Source organism: Marinobacter sp. (assembly GCF_033722735.1).
Classification (GTDB): domain Bacteria; phylum Pseudomonadota; class Gammaproteobacteria; order Pseudomonadales; family Oleiphilaceae; genus Marinobacter.
Window position 1 is genome coordinate 48727 of the sequence record NZ_JAWVYN010000010.1, and the last position, 18612, is coordinate 67338.

General features: G+C 63.0%; 16 protein-coding genes. 6 read left to right on the forward strand and 10 right to left on the reverse strand.

All coding sequences use genetic code 11. From position 1 onward, the window contains the following. Positions 1-99: 99 nt before the first annotated feature. Complete coding sequence (locus R3175_RS09315) at positions 100-1224, forward strand: HD-GYP domain-containing protein (RefSeq protein WP_318943995.1); 1125 nt, start codon at positions 100-102, stop codon at positions 1222-1224. On the opposite strand, the gene R3175_RS09320 is transcribed toward R3175_RS09315, so the two are convergent. From R3175_RS09320 to R3175_RS09330, 3 genes are all read right to left on the reverse strand, one after another. Next, positions 1204-1464: a DUF2798 domain-containing protein gene (locus R3175_RS09320; RefSeq protein WP_318943996.1), complete on the reverse strand. Its 261-nt coding sequence runs from the start codon at positions 1462-1464 to the stop codon at positions 1204-1206. The genes R3175_RS09315 and R3175_RS09320 overlap by 21 nt on opposite strands. Before the next feature lie 125 nt (positions 1465-1589). Next, a complete protein-coding gene (locus tag R3175_RS09325) occupies positions 1590-2018 on the reverse strand; it encodes a CBS domain-containing protein (protein WP_318943997.1) in 429 nt (142 codons plus the stop codon). Between the two features lie 744 nt (positions 2019-2762). Continuing rightward, on the reverse strand, positions 2763-3677 hold the full coding sequence (locus tag R3175_RS09330) for an alpha/beta hydrolase (protein ID WP_318943998.1): 915 nt from the start codon (positions 3675-3677) through the stop codon (positions 2763-2765). Positions 3678-3918: 241 nt separating this feature from the next. On the opposite strand from R3175_RS09330, the gene R3175_RS09335 reads away from it, so the two are divergent. Continuing rightward, complete coding sequence (locus R3175_RS09335; protein WP_318943999.1) at positions 3919-5274, forward strand: sodium:alanine symporter family protein; 1356 nt, start codon at positions 3919-3921, stop codon at positions 5272-5274. Between the two features lie 43 nt (positions 5275-5317). On the opposite strand, the gene R3175_RS09340 is transcribed toward R3175_RS09335, so the two are convergent. Then, the gene (locus tag R3175_RS09340; RefSeq protein WP_318944000.1) at positions 5318-6586 is read right to left on the reverse strand and encodes a hypothetical protein; all 1269 of its coding nucleotides are present in this window, start codon (positions 6584-6586) and stop codon (positions 5318-5320) included. A gap of 208 nt (positions 6587-6794) precedes the next feature. On the opposite strand from R3175_RS09340, the gene R3175_RS09345 reads away from it, so the two are divergent. Then, the gene (locus R3175_RS09345; RefSeq protein ID WP_318944001.1) at positions 6795-7448 is read left to right on the forward strand and encodes a peroxiredoxin; all 654 of its coding nucleotides are present in this window, start codon (positions 6795-6797) and stop codon (positions 7446-7448) included. 74 nt (positions 7449-7522) lie between these two features. On the opposite strand, the gene R3175_RS09350 is transcribed toward R3175_RS09345, so the two are convergent. Genes R3175_RS09350 through R3175_RS09360 form a run of 3 tightly spaced genes read right to left on the reverse strand, consistent with a single transcriptional unit; the run spans position 7523 to position 10024 of the window. Continuing rightward, on the reverse strand, positions 7523-8305 hold the full coding sequence (locus R3175_RS09350) for a MetQ/NlpA family ABC transporter substrate-binding protein (RefSeq protein WP_318944002.1): 783 nt from the start codon (positions 8303-8305) through the stop codon (positions 7523-7525). 46 nt (positions 8306-8351) lie between these two features. Next, the gene (locus tag R3175_RS09355) at positions 8352-9017 is read right to left on the reverse strand and encodes a methionine ABC transporter permease (protein WP_318944003.1); all 666 of its coding nucleotides are present in this window, start codon (positions 9015-9017) and stop codon (positions 8352-8354) included. After that, complete coding sequence (locus R3175_RS09360; RefSeq protein ID WP_318944004.1) at positions 9017-10024, reverse strand: methionine ABC transporter ATP-binding protein; 1008 nt, start codon at positions 10022-10024, stop codon at positions 9017-9019. The genes R3175_RS09355 and R3175_RS09360 overlap by 1 nt, the downstream gene beginning before the upstream one ends. Before the next feature lie 204 nt (positions 10025-10228). On the opposite strand from R3175_RS09360, the gene R3175_RS09365 reads away from it, so the two are divergent. After that, positions 10229-11620 (forward strand): HDOD domain-containing protein, encoded by a 1392-nt coding sequence (locus R3175_RS09365; RefSeq protein ID WP_318944005.1) that lies wholly within the window; start codon positions 10229-10231, stop codon positions 11618-11620. Positions 11621-11741: 121 nt separating this feature from the next. On the opposite strand, the gene R3175_RS09370 is transcribed toward R3175_RS09365, so the two are convergent. Then, positions 11742-12347, reverse strand: coding sequence for a hypothetical protein (locus R3175_RS09370; RefSeq protein WP_318944006.1), 606 nt, complete (start codon positions 12345-12347; stop codon positions 11742-11744). A gap of 160 nt (positions 12348-12507) precedes the next feature. Next, entirely contained in the window at positions 12508-13992 is a 1485-nt protein-coding gene (locus R3175_RS09375; protein ID WP_318944007.1) for an amidase, read from the reverse strand. 190 nt (positions 13993-14182) lie between these two features. On the opposite strand from R3175_RS09375, the gene R3175_RS09380 reads away from it, so the two are divergent. Further along, complete coding sequence (locus R3175_RS09380; RefSeq protein WP_318944008.1) at positions 14183-15289, forward strand: hypothetical protein; 1107 nt, start codon at positions 14183-14185, stop codon at positions 15287-15289. A 30-nt stretch (positions 15290-15319) separates the two neighbouring features. Then, entirely contained in the window at positions 15320-16087 is a 768-nt protein-coding gene (locus tag R3175_RS09385) for a sulfite exporter TauE/SafE family protein (protein ID WP_318944009.1), read from the forward strand. Here the strand turns inward: R3175_RS09385 and R3175_RS09390 are convergent. Next, a complete protein-coding gene (locus tag R3175_RS09390) occupies positions 16084-18435 on the reverse strand; it encodes a diguanylate cyclase domain-containing protein (protein ID WP_318944010.1) in 2352 nt (783 codons plus the stop codon). The genes R3175_RS09385 and R3175_RS09390 overlap by 4 nt on opposite strands. Positions 18436-18612 lie beyond the last annotated feature (177 nt).

The following is an 18612-nucleotide window of genomic DNA, read 5'->3' on the forward strand; positions in this document are numbered from 1 at the left end:
CGCTATCGACGACCGGAATAATCGGGTAGAGTAACTCAGTAACTGATAACAATAATCAGCCTGCAACAGCGCCAAATCCATCACAGGCGAAAGAGAGTCGTGCCCAATCTTGTTCGTGTCGCGCCCGGTGCGCTGGTAGTTGGAAAACCCCTTCCCTGGACGGTCTACGATCACCGCGGCAACGTCCTGTTGCGCCAGGGCTATGTCATCCAGAACGAATCCCAGCTGGAGCAGCTGTTCGAACGGGGCCTGTTTCAACCACGCAAGGCCAGCCGCAAGGAAGAGCAGGAAGTCTTCGACGACACCCGCGAGCGCAACCCCTTCACCGACTATCCCCTGTTGCTGAAAACGCTGGAAACCACCCTCTCTGCCATTGGCGACGGCAGGGACAACGCTCCCGAGCGGCTGCAGGGGCTGGTGCGCCTGGTCGACCGGATCTGCCGCGAGGCTCCGGACCCCTGCCTGGCCCTGGTCCACCTGTACTCGGTGGAGCCCACGGCTTACGAGCAGACCCTGTTCTACGCCATCATCTGCCAGTTGGTCGCCAACCGGCTGGCACTGGAAGCAAGCCGCGCCCACCTTCTGATTGCGGCGGCACTGACCGCCAACATCGCCCTGATCCCCTTTCTCGACAAGCTCAATGCTTCACGCCGCGGCCTGTCCCCGGAACAACGCACGGTCATCCAGAAACACCCGGAACTCAGTGTGCAGGCCCTGCAGCAGGCCGGTATCCAGGATCCGCCATTACACGACATTGTCCTGCAGCATCACGAGCGCAGCGACGGCAATGGCTACCCACGGGGACTGGGGGGCATCGACATCCTGCAGGAAGCCCAGATCCTGTCCTATGCCGAGCACTATGTGGCGCTGATCACCCGTCGCGCCTATCGCGAGCGCCGGAGCGTCAGCGACGCCATGAAGGCGATCCGGGCCAGCCTGAGCGAGAACCCGCGCCCGCGTATTGGCCAGGCCCTACTGGAGGTGCTGACCGACTACCCGCCGGGTTGCCTGGTCAGACTGGCCAACAACGAGGTGGCGGTGGTCACCCATCGACCGGTGCGCCACCTGGGGCCCATGGCGCAGGCGATCATCGGCGCCAAGGGGGACCGCTATCCCGGCTCCTTCCAGCGTGACTGCAGCGAACTGGACTTCAATATCCGCGCCGTCGAACAGCCGGAAATCATGCCGTCCATGGACTTTGGACTACTTTGGGGATTTCACTGAGCGCCGGTTCAGGGCGAGGTCGGTCAGTCGATGGGCCACCGGGGCCACGATGGAAACCAGTGGAAAGGCCACCGCCCAGGCCACCAGAAAAGCACCCATCCAACGGGCGGGAAAACCGGCATCCATCCCGGTATTAAAGAAAGTCACCACGCCGGACATGCACAGGGACATCAGCCCCGACATGAAGAACGCAAACACCAGATTACGGAGTCTGCCGCGACGGCTCACGGTAGTGGTCATGGTCTCCCCCTGTGTGGTGGTAACCCGACTCAGGCAGCGACGCCGGGCAGTTAGTTAGGAGACTATGTTTTAACAGATCCCCCCCCGCAGGGAGATACGGGCAACTACGGCCTTTCCTTACCGACTCATTCGGTTTCCGCGAATTTCGGCAGGTCCATGGCGCAACCGGCCTTCGCCAACTGAGCCAGAATCGCAGTCCGGGTAACGATGCCCACCAGGCGTTCATGATCCACCACCGGGTACACCTTGGGCTTGCCCGCGCCCAGGTTCTGGGCCAGGTCGACTATGGCCATCTCCGGGGTCACGGTGACCGGCGCACGAAACATCACATCGTCGACGATGGGATCTCCCTCACAGTGATAGCTGCTGACCAGCAGGGAATGAATGCAGTCCTGTTCGGACACAAAACCCAGCACCCTGCGGTGGTCGTCCACCACCGGCAGGCCGGAGACATGATTGGCCAGCAGGGCCTTCACCACCTTGGTCAACGGCGTGCCGCACCGAATCGGCTCGATGTGATTCCACATGACATCGGATACTTTCAGCGAACGCATCTTGCGCAACCTCCCATCCAGTTGCCACGCGCCGATGGCATGCGTCCCGGCGCATGGATATAAGTCTTCCCGAGCCTTAAGGAGCCCTTGGGAGCCGTTGGAGCCGTTTAGCAGCCCCTTGCTTTAACCTTAGCAATTCCCGGCCAATCCGGTAGTGAATCTTGGCGAACCGTAATCATTCAACCCGCCTTTCCCACAACACTTAGATGCACTCTGCAACAAAAATATCACACGAATCAGGGTGCCTACGTATTGTTGCTCAGTGATCACTTAATATACAGTGGCGGTGTGTGGCGGGGATCCTCCCTGTCCGCTCCTGAAGGCCCTTCAGGAAGACGCCATCGGTCCCCGAAGGCGTCTCATTGACACTGAGAAAGGAAACTGAGCCACAACCCGCCACAGGATCCCATCGGGGACACCTGGCTTGACTAGTGCAAACCGGAGGTGAACATGCGCTTGAACGATCTGACCATTCGCTTGCGCCGCAGCCGCGCAGTAAATGTTGACTCCACAGCGCCGGCCCACAACCTGGAACTTGGACGCCGCCAGTCCATGAGCCTGGAGTCGCTGAACCGTGCAGCCCACAGTCGCAGCCTTAAATCGGCTCCACGCGCCCGTTAAGCGACGAAGACACGGATAAAAACAACCAACACGGAGGATTTTCCCCGTGGAAACACAGCGTTGATGACCAGCCCGACTCAGGTCCGGCTGGTCATTTTCGTTTTAACGGGAAGGAAAAGCCCGCTACCGGCGCGAACTGGCCAACTCCATGCCAATCTGGGCAAACTTCGCCAGCAGAGGTTCGGGTAAATCGTGGCCCATGCCTTCGATCATCTCCAGGCGGGCATGGGGAATCAGGTATTTCAACTGCTGAGCCGCGACAGGCCGTACCAGGGGATCCTGGTTACCATGGATTATGGCCGTGGGTACGCGGATCTGACGGGTCTGGGCTGACAGGCTTCCGGTAGCCAGAATGGCCCGGGTCTGGCGCAGGATACCCGCTGGACGGTAGCTGCGACGGTAGTCCCTCACCAGACGATCGCGAACGTCCTGCTCCCTGGGTGGGTAGCCGGGGCTCTGGATCGCACGCCAGAAATTCAGGGATCGGGAAACCACCGCCGCCTCATCGTGTCCCTTGGCGCCAACACCGGCCAACTTCCAGATCAGCTTGGGGTGGGGCATCGGCAAGCGGGGGCTGTTGGTCGAGGTCATGATCAAGGTGGCACTGAGTGTCCGTTCCGGCCACCGGGCAGCCACCAACTGGCTGATCATCCCGCCCATCGACACGCCCACCAGATGAGCCTGCCCAATGCCCAGGGCATCCATCAGGCTGCGGACATCCACGGCCATATCCTGCAGGGTATAGGGGCCTTCCACTGGCATCCCCAGCCGATGCCGGGCCATCACCGCCAGCGGGTGTCCTTCGAGGCGATCGCGGAGCAGGGTCGACAGCCCAATGTCCCGGTTGTCGAAGCGGATGACCCGATAGCCTTCCTCGACATAGGCATCCAATAGCGCCTCCGGCCACAGGGTCATCTGGGCGCCCAGCCCCATGATGAAAATGACCGGTTCGCCATCCGGCCGACCACGGCTTTCCACACAGAGATTCAGGCCATTGGCCTCGACCTGACGGGTTTCAAGGGTAGGGATCGAGTTCATAGTTTCACTTCAGCAATTGAATCAGTGGTCAGAGTACCGGAACGGCAGAAAATTCCATTCACCCTATCGACGCACCTGACGCATGCTGCCCGGTTAATGCGCGAATCCACCACAAAGACCATTCGGAACAAATCCGCAAATCCGTAATTGGGCGCATTTACAGCCCCAAGATCGTGTCTAAACTCAATAAGTTACCCTATATTGCCAACCCGGCAACGATCCCAACAGTCAGGAGCGACACATGGAAGCCATTGAAAGCTTTGTCGGACAGATCAATTCACTGGCCTGGGGCCCGCCCATGCTGGTGCTGATCCTCGGGGTGGGCCTGTTTCTCAGCATCGGCCTCAAGTTCATGCCCATCCTCAAGCTCAGCGCGGGTTTCCGGCTGATGTGGCAGGGCCGCACCGGTACCGCGGAGGACGGTGAGATCCCGCCCTTCCAGGCGCTGATGACGGCCCTGTCGGCCACCGTGGGTACCGGGAACATCGCCGGGGTGGCCACGGCGGTCTTCCTCGGTGGCCCGGGGGCGCTGTTCTGGATGTGGCTGACGGCACTGGTGGGGATGGCCACCAAGTACTCCGAGGCGGTGCTGGCGGTGCGTTTCCGGGAAGTGGACGAGCGTGGCGCCCACGTTGGCGGGCCGATGTACTACATCCGCAACGGCCTGGGGGCCAAGTGGGCCTGGCTGGGCGTACTGTTCGCCATCTTCGGCGCCGTGGCCGGCTTCGGCATCGGTAACACGGTTCAAGCCAACTCGGTGGCGGACGTACTGGCCACCAACTTTGGCCTGGCCCATTGGCTGTCCGGTGTGATCCTGATGGTCCTGGTGGGGCTGGTGCTGATCGGCGGCATCAAGCGGATCGGGCATGTAGCCAGTGCGCTGGTGCCGTTTATGGCCGTTTCCTATTTGGTGGCGGGCCTGCTGGTGCTGGCCATCAACGCCAGCCAGATTCCCATGGCGCTGGAGCTGGTGTTTACCCACGCCTTCAGTCCCATCGCCGCCCAGGGCGGTTTTGCCGGTGCCGCCATCTGGGCCGCCATCCGCTTCGGCGTGGCCCGCGGCATCTTCTCCAATGAGGCGGGACTGGGCTCGGCACCCATCGCCCACGCTGCCGCCCAGACCAAAAACCCGGTGACCCAGGGCATGGTGGCGATGCTTGGCACCTTTATCGACACCATCATCATCTGCTCCATTACCGGCCTGGTGATCATCACCTCCGGCACCTGGACCTCCGGGACCGAAGGCGCCTCGCTGACCTCGCTGGCGTTCGCCGAAGCCCTGCCCAATGTCGGCAACTACCTGGTGGCCATAGCCCTGGCGATCTTCGCCTTTACCACCATCCTCGGCTGGTCCTTTTACGGCGAGCGCTGCATTGAGTTCCTGTTCGGGGTCAAGGCCATCGTGCCCTACCGGGTGCTGTGGGTGGCGGCGATCTACTTCGGCGCCACCTCGGACCTGGGTTTCATCTGGCTGCTGGCCGACACCCTCAACGCGCTGATGGCGGTGCCCAACCTGATTGCCCTGGCTCTGCTAAGCCCGGTGGTGTTCAAGCTCACCCGCGATCACTTCGAGCAACTGCGTCAGCCCGGCGCGTAGCAGCGAACCGCCGGGCCCAATCCGGGTCCGGCGGCCGGCGTCCTCAGAAGGGCGTTGACCAGCCTTCCGGCACGTAGCCCTCGCGAATACGCTGGGGGTGGTCACCCACATCCACCCGGGCCACTTCCTCGCCGGTACGATAGGCGATCACCGACATCTGGTCGGTGCCGCTCCAGGAGATGTAGCAGTGCTGGCCAGCGGCATCGCTGGTGACCCAATAAGGTTTTTCACCCAGCCCCGTCAGCAGCTCAAAGGCAAAGGTCTCCCGGTCCACGATCGCCACGTAATCGCTCATGGTACCCGCCACACAGAGAGTATCGCCTTTGCCGTTCATGGCAATGCCATGATGGGCGGAGTCGTTGACGTACTGCTCCCGGGGCACATCCGGAATCAGGTTGGGCAGGCTGGCGCGGCGGGTGATGCGACCGGTCTCCATGTCGTACTCGACAAAACCGTGGAAGAACGACAGCTGGAAGTAGAAGAAGCGTTCATCCGGGGTATGGGCCATCGGCCGGATCGCCGGGCTCAGGTCCTGGTAACCAGCCTCCGCCAGCTTGTCGGCGAAGTCGAAACGCTCGAGGACTTCCAGCGACTCGGCATCCACCACCTGGAACAGCCGCTCGCCCTTGGTGAAGTCTGCCAGGTTGTCGTCCAGGGGGGTAAACACATGGCCGATGCTGGCGTGGTAGATTTTTGAGCCATCCCTGGAGTAGACATTTTCATGGGGCGAATCGCCGGTGGGGAAACGACCCAACTCCTCACCGCTCGCCACGTCCAGGATGTGCACCACCTTGCCGGTGGAGGCGGACACTGCCACCTGGCTGCCGTCCGGCGACAGTGCCATGTGGTCGGAGCGATGGCCCTCCACCGGGAAGCGCCACCGGATCTCGCCACTGGCGATCTCGATGGCCACCACATCGGCAAAACTGGGCCGGGACACAATCAGCAGGCGACCATCGCGGGTACTGTACATGTCGTCCACGTACTGGTCATTACCCTCGCCGATGAGGTTACGGATGGCCTGGAAGTAGATCAGCTTGACCGGGTTGAGGAAGATTTCGGTCATTCGTTCCTGACGGTCCGGAATCCCGTCAATACGACCCAGCCGTTCATAGGTTTTGGCATCGATCACATCGATCATGCCTTCCCAGTTGTTGCCGACGAATATCACCGACCGCGTCCGGTTTTGGCCTGGAGCTTCACCCAACAGCCAGCCGGCCTGTAGCGGCGACGCGGGCATCAGAACCAGCAGGCAGAACGCGAACGGAACCAGCCAGGGCCGGCCCCGGGTGAGATTGACTTGAGGTGTCATAGGAGTGTCCCTTGTTGTTATTGGAGGGGCTCCCGTTATAAGCCTGACATCCTGTCACGTTCCATGACGTTTGCGACGACGCCCCCGTCAGTTCAGCCAATCACCGCTATCTCACCAGAATTCGACAAGCCGACTACACTTAAAGTGAAGACCGCTATTATCAGGCCGGAACATTCAGCACCGGCGCCTTTGAGAAGGAGGTACGCGAATGAGCTTACGTCTGGGAGATATCGCACCGGATTTCGAACAGGACTCCACGGAAGGCAAGATCCGCTTCCATGAGTGGTTGGGGGGCAGTTGGGGCGTGCTGTTCTCCCACCCCGCTGATTTTACCCCGGTGTGCACCACCGAACTGGGGCTGACTGCCAAGTTGCACAAGGAATTTGCCCGCCGCAACGTGAAGCCCATTGCCCTCAGTGTGGACTCCCTGGAGTCCCACAAGGAATGGGTGCACGACATCAACGAAACCCAGCACTGCACGGTGACCTTCCCGATCATCGCCGATCCGGATCGCAAGGTCGCCAAGCTGTACGACATGATTCACCCCAATGCCGACGAAACCCACACGGTCCGATCGCTGTTCATCATCGATCCGGACTGCAAGGTTCGCGCAATGATCACCTACCCGGCCAGCACCGGCCGTAACTTCAACGAGATCCTGCGGGTGATCGACTCCCTGCAGCTGACCGATGAGCACAAGGTGGCCACGCCGGGTAACTGGAGAAAAGGTGAGGATGTGGTGATCGTGCCGTCCCTACAGGACGAGGGCGAGATTACCGAGCGTTTCCCGCAGGGCTACCGGGCCGTGCGTCACTACCTGCGCATCACTCCGGACCCGGACAGCAACTGGAGCGGCGACTGATCCCAGACCCCCAAAAAAAACCGGCCGTGCCCCAGGGCGCGACCGGTTCTGTTGTGTTCGGACAGGGGCCGTGATCAGAAGGCCGGCACCACGGCGCCTTCGTATTGCTCGTTGATAAACGCCCTGACCGCCTCCGAGGTCAACACCCGGGCGAGCTTCTGCATGGCCTCGGAATCCTTGTTGTCCTCCCGCGACACCAGGATGTTGACGTAGGGGGACTCGGAACCCTCGATCACCAGGGCGTCCTCCGCCGGGTTGAGGCCGGCTTCCAGGGCGTAGTTGGTGTTGATCAGGGCCAGCTCCACCTGGTTCAGTACCCGCGGCAGGGTGGCCGCTTCCAGCTCGTAGAACTCCAGGTTCTTGGGGTTGTCGGCAATGTCCCGCGGCGTGGCGGTGATCTTGCTGCTGTCCTCCAGGGTGATCAGCCCGGCTTTCTGCAACAGCAACAGGGCACGACCGCCGTTGGTGGGGTCGTTGGGAATCGCCACGGTGGCGCCGTCCGCCAGCGCATCCAGGGATTCGATCTTGCTGGAGTAGGCGCCGAACGGCTCGACGTGAACCCCCACCACGCTCACCAGGCTGGTGCCCTTGCCGGCGTTGAACTCGGTCAGGTAGGGCTGGTGCTGGAAGAAGTTCGCGTCCATCCTCTCCTGGGCCACCTGGATGTTGGGCTGCACATAGTCGGTAAACACCTTGATCTGCAGGTCGACCCCGTCTTCCATCAGTTGCGGCTTCACAAACTCCAGAATCTCGGCGTGGGGCACCGCAGTGGCGGCAATGCTGAGTTTGTCGGCGGCCTGGGCGACGGACACCGCCGCCAGGGTGGTCAGTGCCACCAGAAGCTTCTTCAGTTTCATATCCTTACCTCGTTGCTTGGATGGGTGTTGGTTGCCGCCGCCACGGTCAGCGGCGGCTGAAATACAGCACCAGCCGGTCGCCGGCCATTTGCAGTAACTGGACGAAGATCACCAGCAATGCCACGGTAATCACCATGACGTCGGTCTGGAAGCGTTGATAGCCGAAGCGGATGGCCAGGTCCCCCAGGCCACCACCACCCACCACACCGGACATGGCGGCGTAGGAGACCAGGGTAATGGCGGTCACGGTGACGCCGGCGATGATCCCCGGCAGCGCCTCCGGCAACAGCGCGCCGAAGATGATCTGGCGGATGTTCGCCCCCATGGCCTGGGTCGCCTCGATGATGCCCCGGTCCACTTCCCGCAGGGAAGTTTCCACCAGCCGGGCAAAGAACGGCGCGCCCCCGGCCACCAGCGGTGGTATGGCCCCGGCCACACCCAGGGAGGTGCCGATGATCATCACCGTCACCGGAATCATCACGATCAGCAGGATGATGAACGGCACCGACCGCAACACGTTAACCACAAACGACAGGATCGCATAGGCCGCCGGCTGCTCCAGCAGCTGGCGTTTACCGGTGAGGAACAGCAATACCCCCAGGGGCAGACCGATCACTACGCTGAACAGCAGCGACAGCCCCACCATCACCAGGGTGTCCCAACTGGCCCAGCCAATCTCCATCCAATCGACGTTACTCAGCAGGTCTTCCATCAGCGCAACACCTCCACGTGTACGTCGGCGGCCTCAAGGGCGCCCATGGCCACGTTCAGGTCGCCACCCACCAGGGACAAGGTGAGCTGGCCATAGGGGGTATCCTTGATGTGGTCAATGCGGCCGGAGAGGATGCTGAAATCCACCCCCGACTCCCGCGCCACCTTGCCCAGCAGCGGTTTGTAGGTCGCCTCACCGCGGAAGGTCAGGCGCAGGATACGGCCCTGGGCGTGAGCGAGGTCTTCCTCCAACTCCTGGTGGTCAATGCTCTCACTCTCGAACACAAAATCCCGGGTGGTAGGGTGTTTGGGGTGCAGGAACACATCGCTCACCGGCCCCAACTCCACCACCCGGCCGGCGTCCATCACCGCCACCCGGTCACAGACCCGGCGTACCACGTCCATCTCATGGGTGATCAGCACGATGGTCAGGCCCAGCTCCCGGTTGATATCAGCCAGCAGGCGCAGTACCGACTGGGTGGTCTGCGGGTCAAGCGCGCTGGTGGCCTCGTCGCACAGCAGGATGCTGGGACGGCAGGCGAGGGCACGGGCAATACCCACCCGCTGTTTCTGGCCACCGGACAACTGGGACGGGTATTTGTTGGCATGGTCACTCAGACCGACCCGCTCCAGCAGTTCCTGCACCCGTTCACGGATTTCACCGCGGCCATAGATACCCGCCAGTTTCATCGGAAAGGCGATGTTGTCCGCCACGGTCTTCGACGACAGCAGGTTGAAGTGCTGGAAGATCATGCCCACCTTGCGGCGGAAGGCCCGCAACTGGTCGGCACCGTAGGCGGTGACGTTCTCCCCCTCAATCAGAATACGCCCGTCGGTGGGGCGTTCGAGGAGGTTGATCAGCCGCACGAGGGTGGACTTGCCGGCGCCGGAGTGGCCAACAATGCCGAACACCTCGCCGGCCGAGATGGTCATACTGGTGGCATGCAGCGCGGGGATCGCCCGCCCGGCCACCTCGTAGGACTTCTGGACCTGATCAAATTCAATCACGGAGCAGCCTTGTGAGTGCAGCGTTAAAACGGGCAATTATAGACCAATCCGTTACTAAAACCCGAATGTGGCGTATGGTTAAAAGCCACTATAGGCGACTCACGTCTTCTTGATGACTGCGCTAAACTGCTAGCAGGCACCGTCTCTCCCACTCAACGCGGATACTGCAGTTTGACCGTTAACTCCGATAGCACGCCCACACGGATGACCTCAACCCAGGCCTGGGTAGCCTACCTGAGCAAGGTGGAACTGCCGGTGCTGGCCAATACCCTGCGCCGCATCAACGAACTGGCGGAAAGCAGCAACAGCACGGTCAACGAACTGGCCAACGTCATCCTCAACGACGCCCAGCTCACCTCCCAGGTACTGCGGTTGTCCAACACCGTGTTTTACAACCAGACCCGTACCCAGGTCAGCACCGTCAGCCGCGCCATTACCCTGATCGGCTTTGACGCGGTCAAGGCAATGGCCATCTCAAGCCTGCTGGTGGACACCCTGCTGCAACGCAGCGACCGGCCCCATCTGCTCAAGTGCCTGGCGCGGGCCCTGCACGCGGCGGTCCAGGCCCGTTGCCTGCTGCCCAAGCGCAGTGCCCAGGCCCTGGAGGAGGTGTTCATCGGCGCCCTGCTGATGAACATTGGGGAACTGGCGTTCTGGTCCTGCGACACCGACCAGGCGGCCGAGCTCGAACAGCAACTGCTCCAGGGCGAGCCGGAACTGGAGGCACAGAAATCGGTGCTGCACTGCAGCTTCGCCGAGATCACCCGGGGCTTGGTGGACGCCTGGGCGCTCGGTCCCTTCATCCGCGACGTGGTGGCGCCGGGACAGGCCCGCTCACCCGCCACCAGCCTGGTGAGGCACTCGGTGGAGCTGGCGCGGTTATCGGAGAACGGCTGGCGAGGCCCGGGCATGGACCCATTGCTGGACAAGCTGGCCCGGGACACCGGCCAGGCTCCGGCCACGCTACGGGACCAGCTCAAGATCAACGCCGACGAAGCCGCCAAGATGGCCGTCTCCATGGGTATTCCGGAAGTCACCGAGCTGCTCCCCGGGGCCCAGGGGCCGGCGGTGGAGGACCCTCCGGGTCCGGCACCGGTACGTGACCCGGCGCTGCAGCTGGAGATTCTGCGGGAGCTCACCCGCACCCTGACCGAGAAACCCGACATCAACGAGGTCTGCCAGCTGGTCACCGAGGGCATCCATCGGGCGGTGGGGATGGAACGGGTCGCCCTGCTGATGGGCGACCGCTCGGGCCAACACCTGGTGCCGCGCAAGATGGCCGGGCGCAACACCGACGCCTGGAAAGAGCATTTCGTCATCCCCCGGGACGGCACCGGCAAGCTGGGCGCCCTGTTGCCGTCCGGGACACCCACCATCTACCAGCCGGAGGCCACTGCCAGCGGCATCCCGGACGATCCCTGGCTGGGCCGGGTGCCGGCTCTGGTGGGCGCCCTGCTGGCCAGTGGCCGCCTGGTGGGCATGTTCTATGCGGACAACGCGGACGGCAACGCACAACCTTCGCAGGAGCAGCTCACCGCCTTCAGTCACTTCCTGCAGAACGCCCAGCTGTGCCTGACCATCCTGGCGAAGCGCTGACCCTTACCCTGGCCTTGCCATAGCCTTGCCCACGCTTACCCCGCGGGAACCGAAGCCCTGTTATCAACAAACCCGGGCAAGCCCGGGTTTGATTGACGCTGAGTTCGGCCGATGACCGTGACTAATGCAGTGCCCTGAGCTGTCGCGGGTAGAGTGCGGCGGAGACTTCCGGCTCTTCCAGCAGTTCCGCCAGCTCCAAATCCAGCTCGGTCTCTTCCCCTTCCTCGGGCAACGGCTCGAACAGGGTATTGAGCCACTCGGTCACCTTCGGAGCCTCTTCCCGCTGGTAATCGGTGGACAGGGCGCGAATGCCGCGAAAGCCGATGATGCGCTGGTGACGGGGGTCGCGGATCTGCTCGAAACCCCGCCAGTAGATCCGGTCCCGGGTGTGCAACTGCACGAACAGGGTGTCGATGGGATCGGTGGTTTCGGTCGTGCCGCTCTCAACGGCCTGCTCCTGCGCGGACTCGTCGTCCTCCACCTTGCGGCGAATGGTGGTCCAGGCCGGATAGAGCAGGGCCACTGCATCGGCCTCGACGTGTTCCCGCGCGGCGCGCAGAATCAACGCCCAGCGGGCCTTGTCGGCATCGGTTTCCAGTGAATTGATCGGTAAGTCGTAGCTTTGTTCGTTGGAGAGGACGATTGCCATCATCGGGGCGTCCAGTTCCCCCATGGCTTCGGCCTGTGCAACGGATACCAGCTCGTCGATTGCCATCGGTTGGTTCATAATCCACTCGCCTCCTCGATGCCATCAGGGTCAGGGAGCCCACCATCTTGAAGACTCCCTCACTGACAGCATAGCGTGTTCCGCACGTAAAGATAAACGCCAAAACCGTTACGATGGATCACCTCCCATCCGCCGGGAGTGGCTCAGGCTTTGGCCTGGGTTACAGGTGTTCGGTACGCCGGTAATGCTCAAACCAGGGCTGGGCTTCCTCCAGTTGGGCCGCCAGTTGCAGCAGCACCGCTTCATCCCCATGACGACCGCCAAACTGCACCCCGACCGGCAGCCCGTCCCGGGTCCAGTGCAGCGGGACCGACATCGCCGGGGTTCCCGTCAGGTTGGCGAGCTGGGTAAAGGGCGTGCGGGCCAGGTTGTCCAGGGCCAGTTGATCCACCTGACCGCTCTTGTGCACCAGCCGGCCCGCCTTCAGCGCCAACATCAACTTGGCCACCACCTGCAGGTGCGCGGGCGTCTCCATCTGGCCGATGCGTGCCGGCATCTGCCCAGTGGTCGGGCACAGGTACAGGTCGTAATTCTCAAAGAAGGCCCCCAAGGCTCGGGCGAAGTGGTTCCAGCGTTGGCGCATGGCAACGTAATCCGGCACTGGCAGGGTCCGCCCCAGCATCGCCAGCAGACGGGTCTCCAGCTCGAATTCCGATTCCCGAGCGCCAAACTCCCGTCTGGCCCGCTCCACCGCCGTCGACACCTCGCCGAAATACAGCCCCAGGTAACAGCGGGCCAGGTCGTGGCCATCATATTGCGGCTGGGCATACTCCACCCGGTGGCCGAGGCTCTGCAACAGCCGTCCGGTGGCCTCCACCGCCTCGATACAACTGGGGTCCACCTCAGTACCGTAAGGAGAGCTGGTGAACAGCCCGATCTTCAGCGGCCTTGGCGACTGCTGCATCAGCTTGGCAAAGGGTTGGGGCGGTTGGGGAATCTGGAACGGATCGCCCACCGCCGGTCCGGAGAGGACGTCCAGCATGGTGGCGCTGTCGCGCACGGTGCGGGTCACCACGTGATCGGTGGAGGCACCGGTCCAGGCCTCGCCCGCGATCGGCCCCACGGAAATCCGGCCACGGGAGGGCTTGAGCCCAAACAGGCCGTTATAGGCCGCTGGAATGCGAATCGATCCACCACCATCGTTGGCTCCCGCCATCGGCACAATACCGGCCCCAACTGCCGCGCCGGACCCGCCACTGGACCCGCCGGGGCTCAGTTGGGGGTTCCAGGGGTTGCGACTTGGCCCCCACAGGCGGGATTCGGTGATGGCCTTCAGGCCCAGTTCCGGGGTGGCGGTACGACCAATAATCACCAGACCGTTGTCTCGACTGCGACGCACGAACTCGGAATCCTGCTGCGGGATGTAGCGCTTGAAGCCCCGGCTGCCGTAGGTGCAGGGAACCCCCCGCTGTTCCTGGGCCAGGTCCTTGAGCAGGAAGGGCACACCGGCGAACGGCCCCTCCACCGCTGGCTGCCGGGTCAGGGCCTCGCTGTACTGGGGCTGGCAGATCGCATTGAGGGTGCCATTGACCCGCTGCGCCCGGGCGATGGCGGCCTCGCAGACCTCTCGGGTGGACACTTCCTTGCGCCGGATCAGGTCGGCCAGGGCCACGGCATCGTATTGCAAATAGTCGGTTTCTTTCATGGTCGGTTCCAGAACTCGTTGTTATTCAGTTCACTGATTGTCTGCCAGGATACCGGAGGCGGGGCAACAGGCAATTGACCCCATCGCCGGCCATGAAAAAGCGTAGATTGCGCTTGAAATCATCGACCTGGCGGGAAAAACTGAACATTCCTGTTCCCCGGATGAATTTGCCAGCCCGGACTATCAGCTCATGTGGAAATGGATCTTAGCCCTGCTTGTACCTGCCTTGTGCTGGGGCAGCCCAAACCAGACGGCCACAGTAACCGCCGCCGAGGACTGGATGTCGGTGGTGCGGGAGTCGCCTTACTGGGTCAGCCAGGGCGTCTATCAAAACATTGTGACCATCCGCCGCTGGGTCCTGACCGAATCCGGCTACTGTTCCGAATCGGACCGTCACATTCTGTTCGGCCGCCGGGGCCGCTTCCTGGGGTACATCGACAATGGCGTCTCCCGCATGGGAACCCAGCACCGCCTCAACGAGGCCCGCACCTCCCTGGCGCGCCGGGGCAAGGTACACACCTGGGTGGCAGGTGGCCCGGACAAGACCGGCTATCCCTTTGCCCTGGCCTGCGACCAGCCCCATGTCGAGCTGGAGCAAGCCATTGACCGATACCTGGGCACCAACGCCTCTGACCGTATCTGGGGGACCTGGGACGATCTCCGCTTCCGCACGGCGGAGGCCCCCGGAGCCCTGCACGATGCCCTGCGCCAGGTCTATCACACCCGCCTGAGCCAGAATCGCCTGCAGCTGCCTCGGGAACTGCCCCGCTACCTGGCCGGCCAGGTCCTGATTGAGAGCGGCGCCCGGGCCCAGGCCCATTCCGCGGCGAATGCCCGCGGCATCCTGCAACTGTCCCGCACCGCATTGGGCGACTGCGGCATTGCCCCCAACAACTACTGGCACCGGCTGGCCCAGCTCGACTGCGCCCTCAAGCTGATGAACCAGAATGCCCGCAACCTGCGCCCGGCTTTCGACAACCGCTTCGGTGAACTACCCGGAGCCAAACGCGAACGGCTGTTCACCCTGCTGCTGATCCAGGCCTATCACGGCGGCGCCAGCCGGGTGGAAGCGCTGCTGACCAGTGACGAGCTGTCCGCGCCGGCCGCCTACTTCTCGCAGCACCACGAACGCTACACCGCCGGGGACATCGCCTTCGGCATGGTGTACCACAACCTCGGCCGGGATCGACTCGGCCTGGCATCGCTGTATTATGTGGCGGATGTCGAACTGGCCACCGAAGCCCTCTGCCAACGCGCCCGGGCGCGGCAGGATGGCTTCTGCGACGACGCCAACTAGCCGTCCCAGGACCCGATCAGGAGCCAACTCTTGGAACTCGCCCTCATCCCGGAAGGACTGACCGCCACCACCGCCGTTGTTCTGCTGTTATGTTCTACCCTCACCTCGATGATCACCGCCAGCCTGGGGGCCGGTGGCGGGGTGTTGATGCTGGTGCTGATGGCCCTGTGGATCCCCCCGGCGGCGATCATACCGGTGCATGGCCTGGTACAGCTGGGGTCCAACGGGGGACGGGCGGCCATGACCTGGCGCCAGGCGGACTGGGCGGTGATTGCAGCCTTTGCCCCCGGGGTGGTGGTCGGCGCCGGCATCGGGGCCTGGCTGCTGGTGGACCTGCCCGCCTGGCTCTGGCAGCTCACCATTGGCCTGTTTGTGCTGTACCTGTGCTGGGGCCCGGCGTTGCCCGGGGCCGCCTTCGGTCGCGCCGGCGTTTTCCTGGCCTCGGCACTGACCACGTTCATCAGCCTGTTCGTCGGCGCCACCGGGCCGCTGGTGGCGGCGTTCATCAAGCAGATGCACGACAACCGCTTTACCACCATTGCCACCTTCGCCCAGGCGATGGTGTTGCAGCATGCCCCCAAGGCCCTGGTGTTCGGAGTCGCCGGCTTTGTCTTCCAGGATTGGCTGCTGTTCATCCTGGGCATGGTCCTGTTCGGGTTCGCCGGCACCTGGCTGGGCCTGCACACCCTGAAACGGCTCTCCAACCGCCATTTCCACCACATCTTCAATGTCGTGCTGACCCTGCTGGCCCTACGCCTGTTGTGGCAGGCGGCCGGCGCCAGTGGCTGGCTGGCTTAAGGCGTCTCGGGCGGCAACGGCACCGAAACGACGGTGTTGCGTCCCCGCGCCTTGGCGGCATAACAGCCCTCATCCGCCCGGGCCACGGTCTCCCGGGGGCCGCTGTCGCGGGCGGACAGCTCGGTCAGGCCAATGCTGGCGGTCACCCCAAACTGCTGGCCGTTATGGTCAACCCGCACCGAGGCCACCGCCTGGCGGATGTCCTCCGCCAGTGTCTCGGCCCGGGACAGGCCGCAGGCAGGCAGCAGGATACCGAACTCGTCCCCCCCCAAGCGGGCCACGGAATCGGATTTGCGCACCGATTCGGACAGCACGGACGCCAGTTCCCGCAACAGCTCGTCGCCAAGCAGGTGGCCGCCCTGGTCGTTCACCGGCTTGAACTGGTCCAGGTCAATCAGCATCAGCACGCTGGGTGTGGACAGATTGGCCGCCTCCCCCAGGTACTTGTTCAATGAAGCGGTGAAGGCCCGCCGGTTCAACAGCCCGGTCAGGCTGTCGTGGGTTGCCTCCCAGGACAGCCGCTCCTCCTGGCGCCGCCGCTCGGAGTCATCCCGCAGCACAAACACCAGCCGCTCCTTCTCCTCCCCAGGGTTCAGGCGCAGCATGGTCAATTCGATGTCGAATTCGTCCCCATCGCGGTTGTACAGTTCACCGTCCAGCACCGGCACCTCCCCCTCTGCCTGGAATCGCGCCGCATCCCAGCTTTCGCCGTCGGCCTCCACGGTCACCAGTTCGAAGAAATTGCCGCCAACGCCCGCCCCGCCGAATCCCAGGAAATCCCGGGCGGCCTGGTTGCTGTAACGGATATTGCCGTCACGATCGGTCAACAGCACCCCTTCCTGTAACACGCCGAGGATGCTCTCCGCCCGGCGCTGCTCCGCCCTGAGCTCCGCTTCCACTTCCAGCTCGTGGGTAATGTCCCGGGCCACGGTGATGGTACCCAGGGCCTTGTCGGCGGCGTCGATGCGCGCGGTCATCACATCCACCCAGATGGTACGGTCCTCTGAGCGGTGACGGATCCGGAGCTGGCCGCGATAGATGCCCCCCACGTTACGGGCCTCAAGCCACCGGCTCACCGCCTCGTCCCGGTCTTCGGGGTGGATGAAGGTGGCCAGGTAGCGATGGCGCAGTTCGTCGGCGTGGGCGCCGACAATCTTTTCAAAGGTCGGATTGACGAACTCAATGCGGCCCAGGACATCCGCCTGCAGAATGCCGATGGGGGCACTCTGGGACAGCGAGCGAAAGAAGGCTTCCCGGTCCGCCAGTGACGCCACCACCTCACTGCGTTCATCGAGCACGGTATTGAAGGTGTCCGCTACCTGACGGATCTCCCGCCCTCCGCCAACCTTTACCGCCCGGGACCGCAGCCCCAGGTGGCGCTCGGTGATCTGCTCCGCCAGGTCGGTCAATGGCGCCAACAGCCTGCGATACACCAGCAGTGCCAGGGGAACCAGGACCACCAGTACCGCCAGCGCGACCCATAGCAGGATTTGCGCCAGCCGTTCGGCGGGAGCGAAGGCTTCCTGCAAGGGCCAAATGGCGGCCACAAACCAGGGCGCCTGGTTCAGTTGCCTGATCGAAACCAGGGTTTCCAGCCCTTGCCGGTTGACGGCAAGCCGGGTGCCCTCGAAGCCGGCGAGGGCGTCCTCGAACACCTCGCTGCGGCTCGGCGCCGGTTGCAGCACCAGGGTGGGGGCACGGCCATGGGCCAACGTGGTGCCGGCCCGGGTCGCGGCATACAGGTAGCCGCTCTGGCCCAGTCGCACGTCTGCCAGGTCGGCCATGAAGTTATCGCCGTCCAGCCGGATGGCGCCGCCGAGCACACCAATCAGGCGCCCCCGGTGATCGAACACCGGCATGGCCATCATGAAGGCGGGAAGTTGGTTGCCATGGGACCGATAGGGCTCGGACAGGGCAAGGGTCAGTTGACCCGAGGCCTGCCGGAAATAATCCCGGTCGCTGACGTCCCGGCCAATCTGGTCATAGTCACGGGGGTATTCGCCGATCACGATGCCCTGCGTATCGAACAGGTAAACCGCATCGAACAGGTGGCGCAAGGCCACCTGGCGCTCCACCAACAGTTGGGCCCGTCCCTCGAACGCTTCCACTGTCATGGTCAACGATCGGGCGACATCGGTCAGCGCCTCCAGTCGCTCCACCAGCTTTCGGTCCAGTTCGGTGGCAATCAGGTTGGCCAGGGAGGCAACCCGGGTTTCCGCCTGGGCCTGAAGTTCCTGACGGCTCACCAGGCTGTTGACCACCGTCAACGCGACCGCTGTCAGGGAAATGGCCACGATGACCAGAATAACGGCGCGATTTACCAGACTGTCCAGCCAACGACGCAACATGATATCAGGCAATACCCTGCAGGAATGGCGCTCGAAAGCCGCCTGCTACTGGCGATGGTGATGTTTTGAGTGTAACAGATGCCCCTGAATCTGCAGGTGGCGGCTTTATTTTGGTAACGCAAATCGTTATCATTTGCGAGTTTATTCATTTTCTAGGTGCAACCATGTCAGACACTA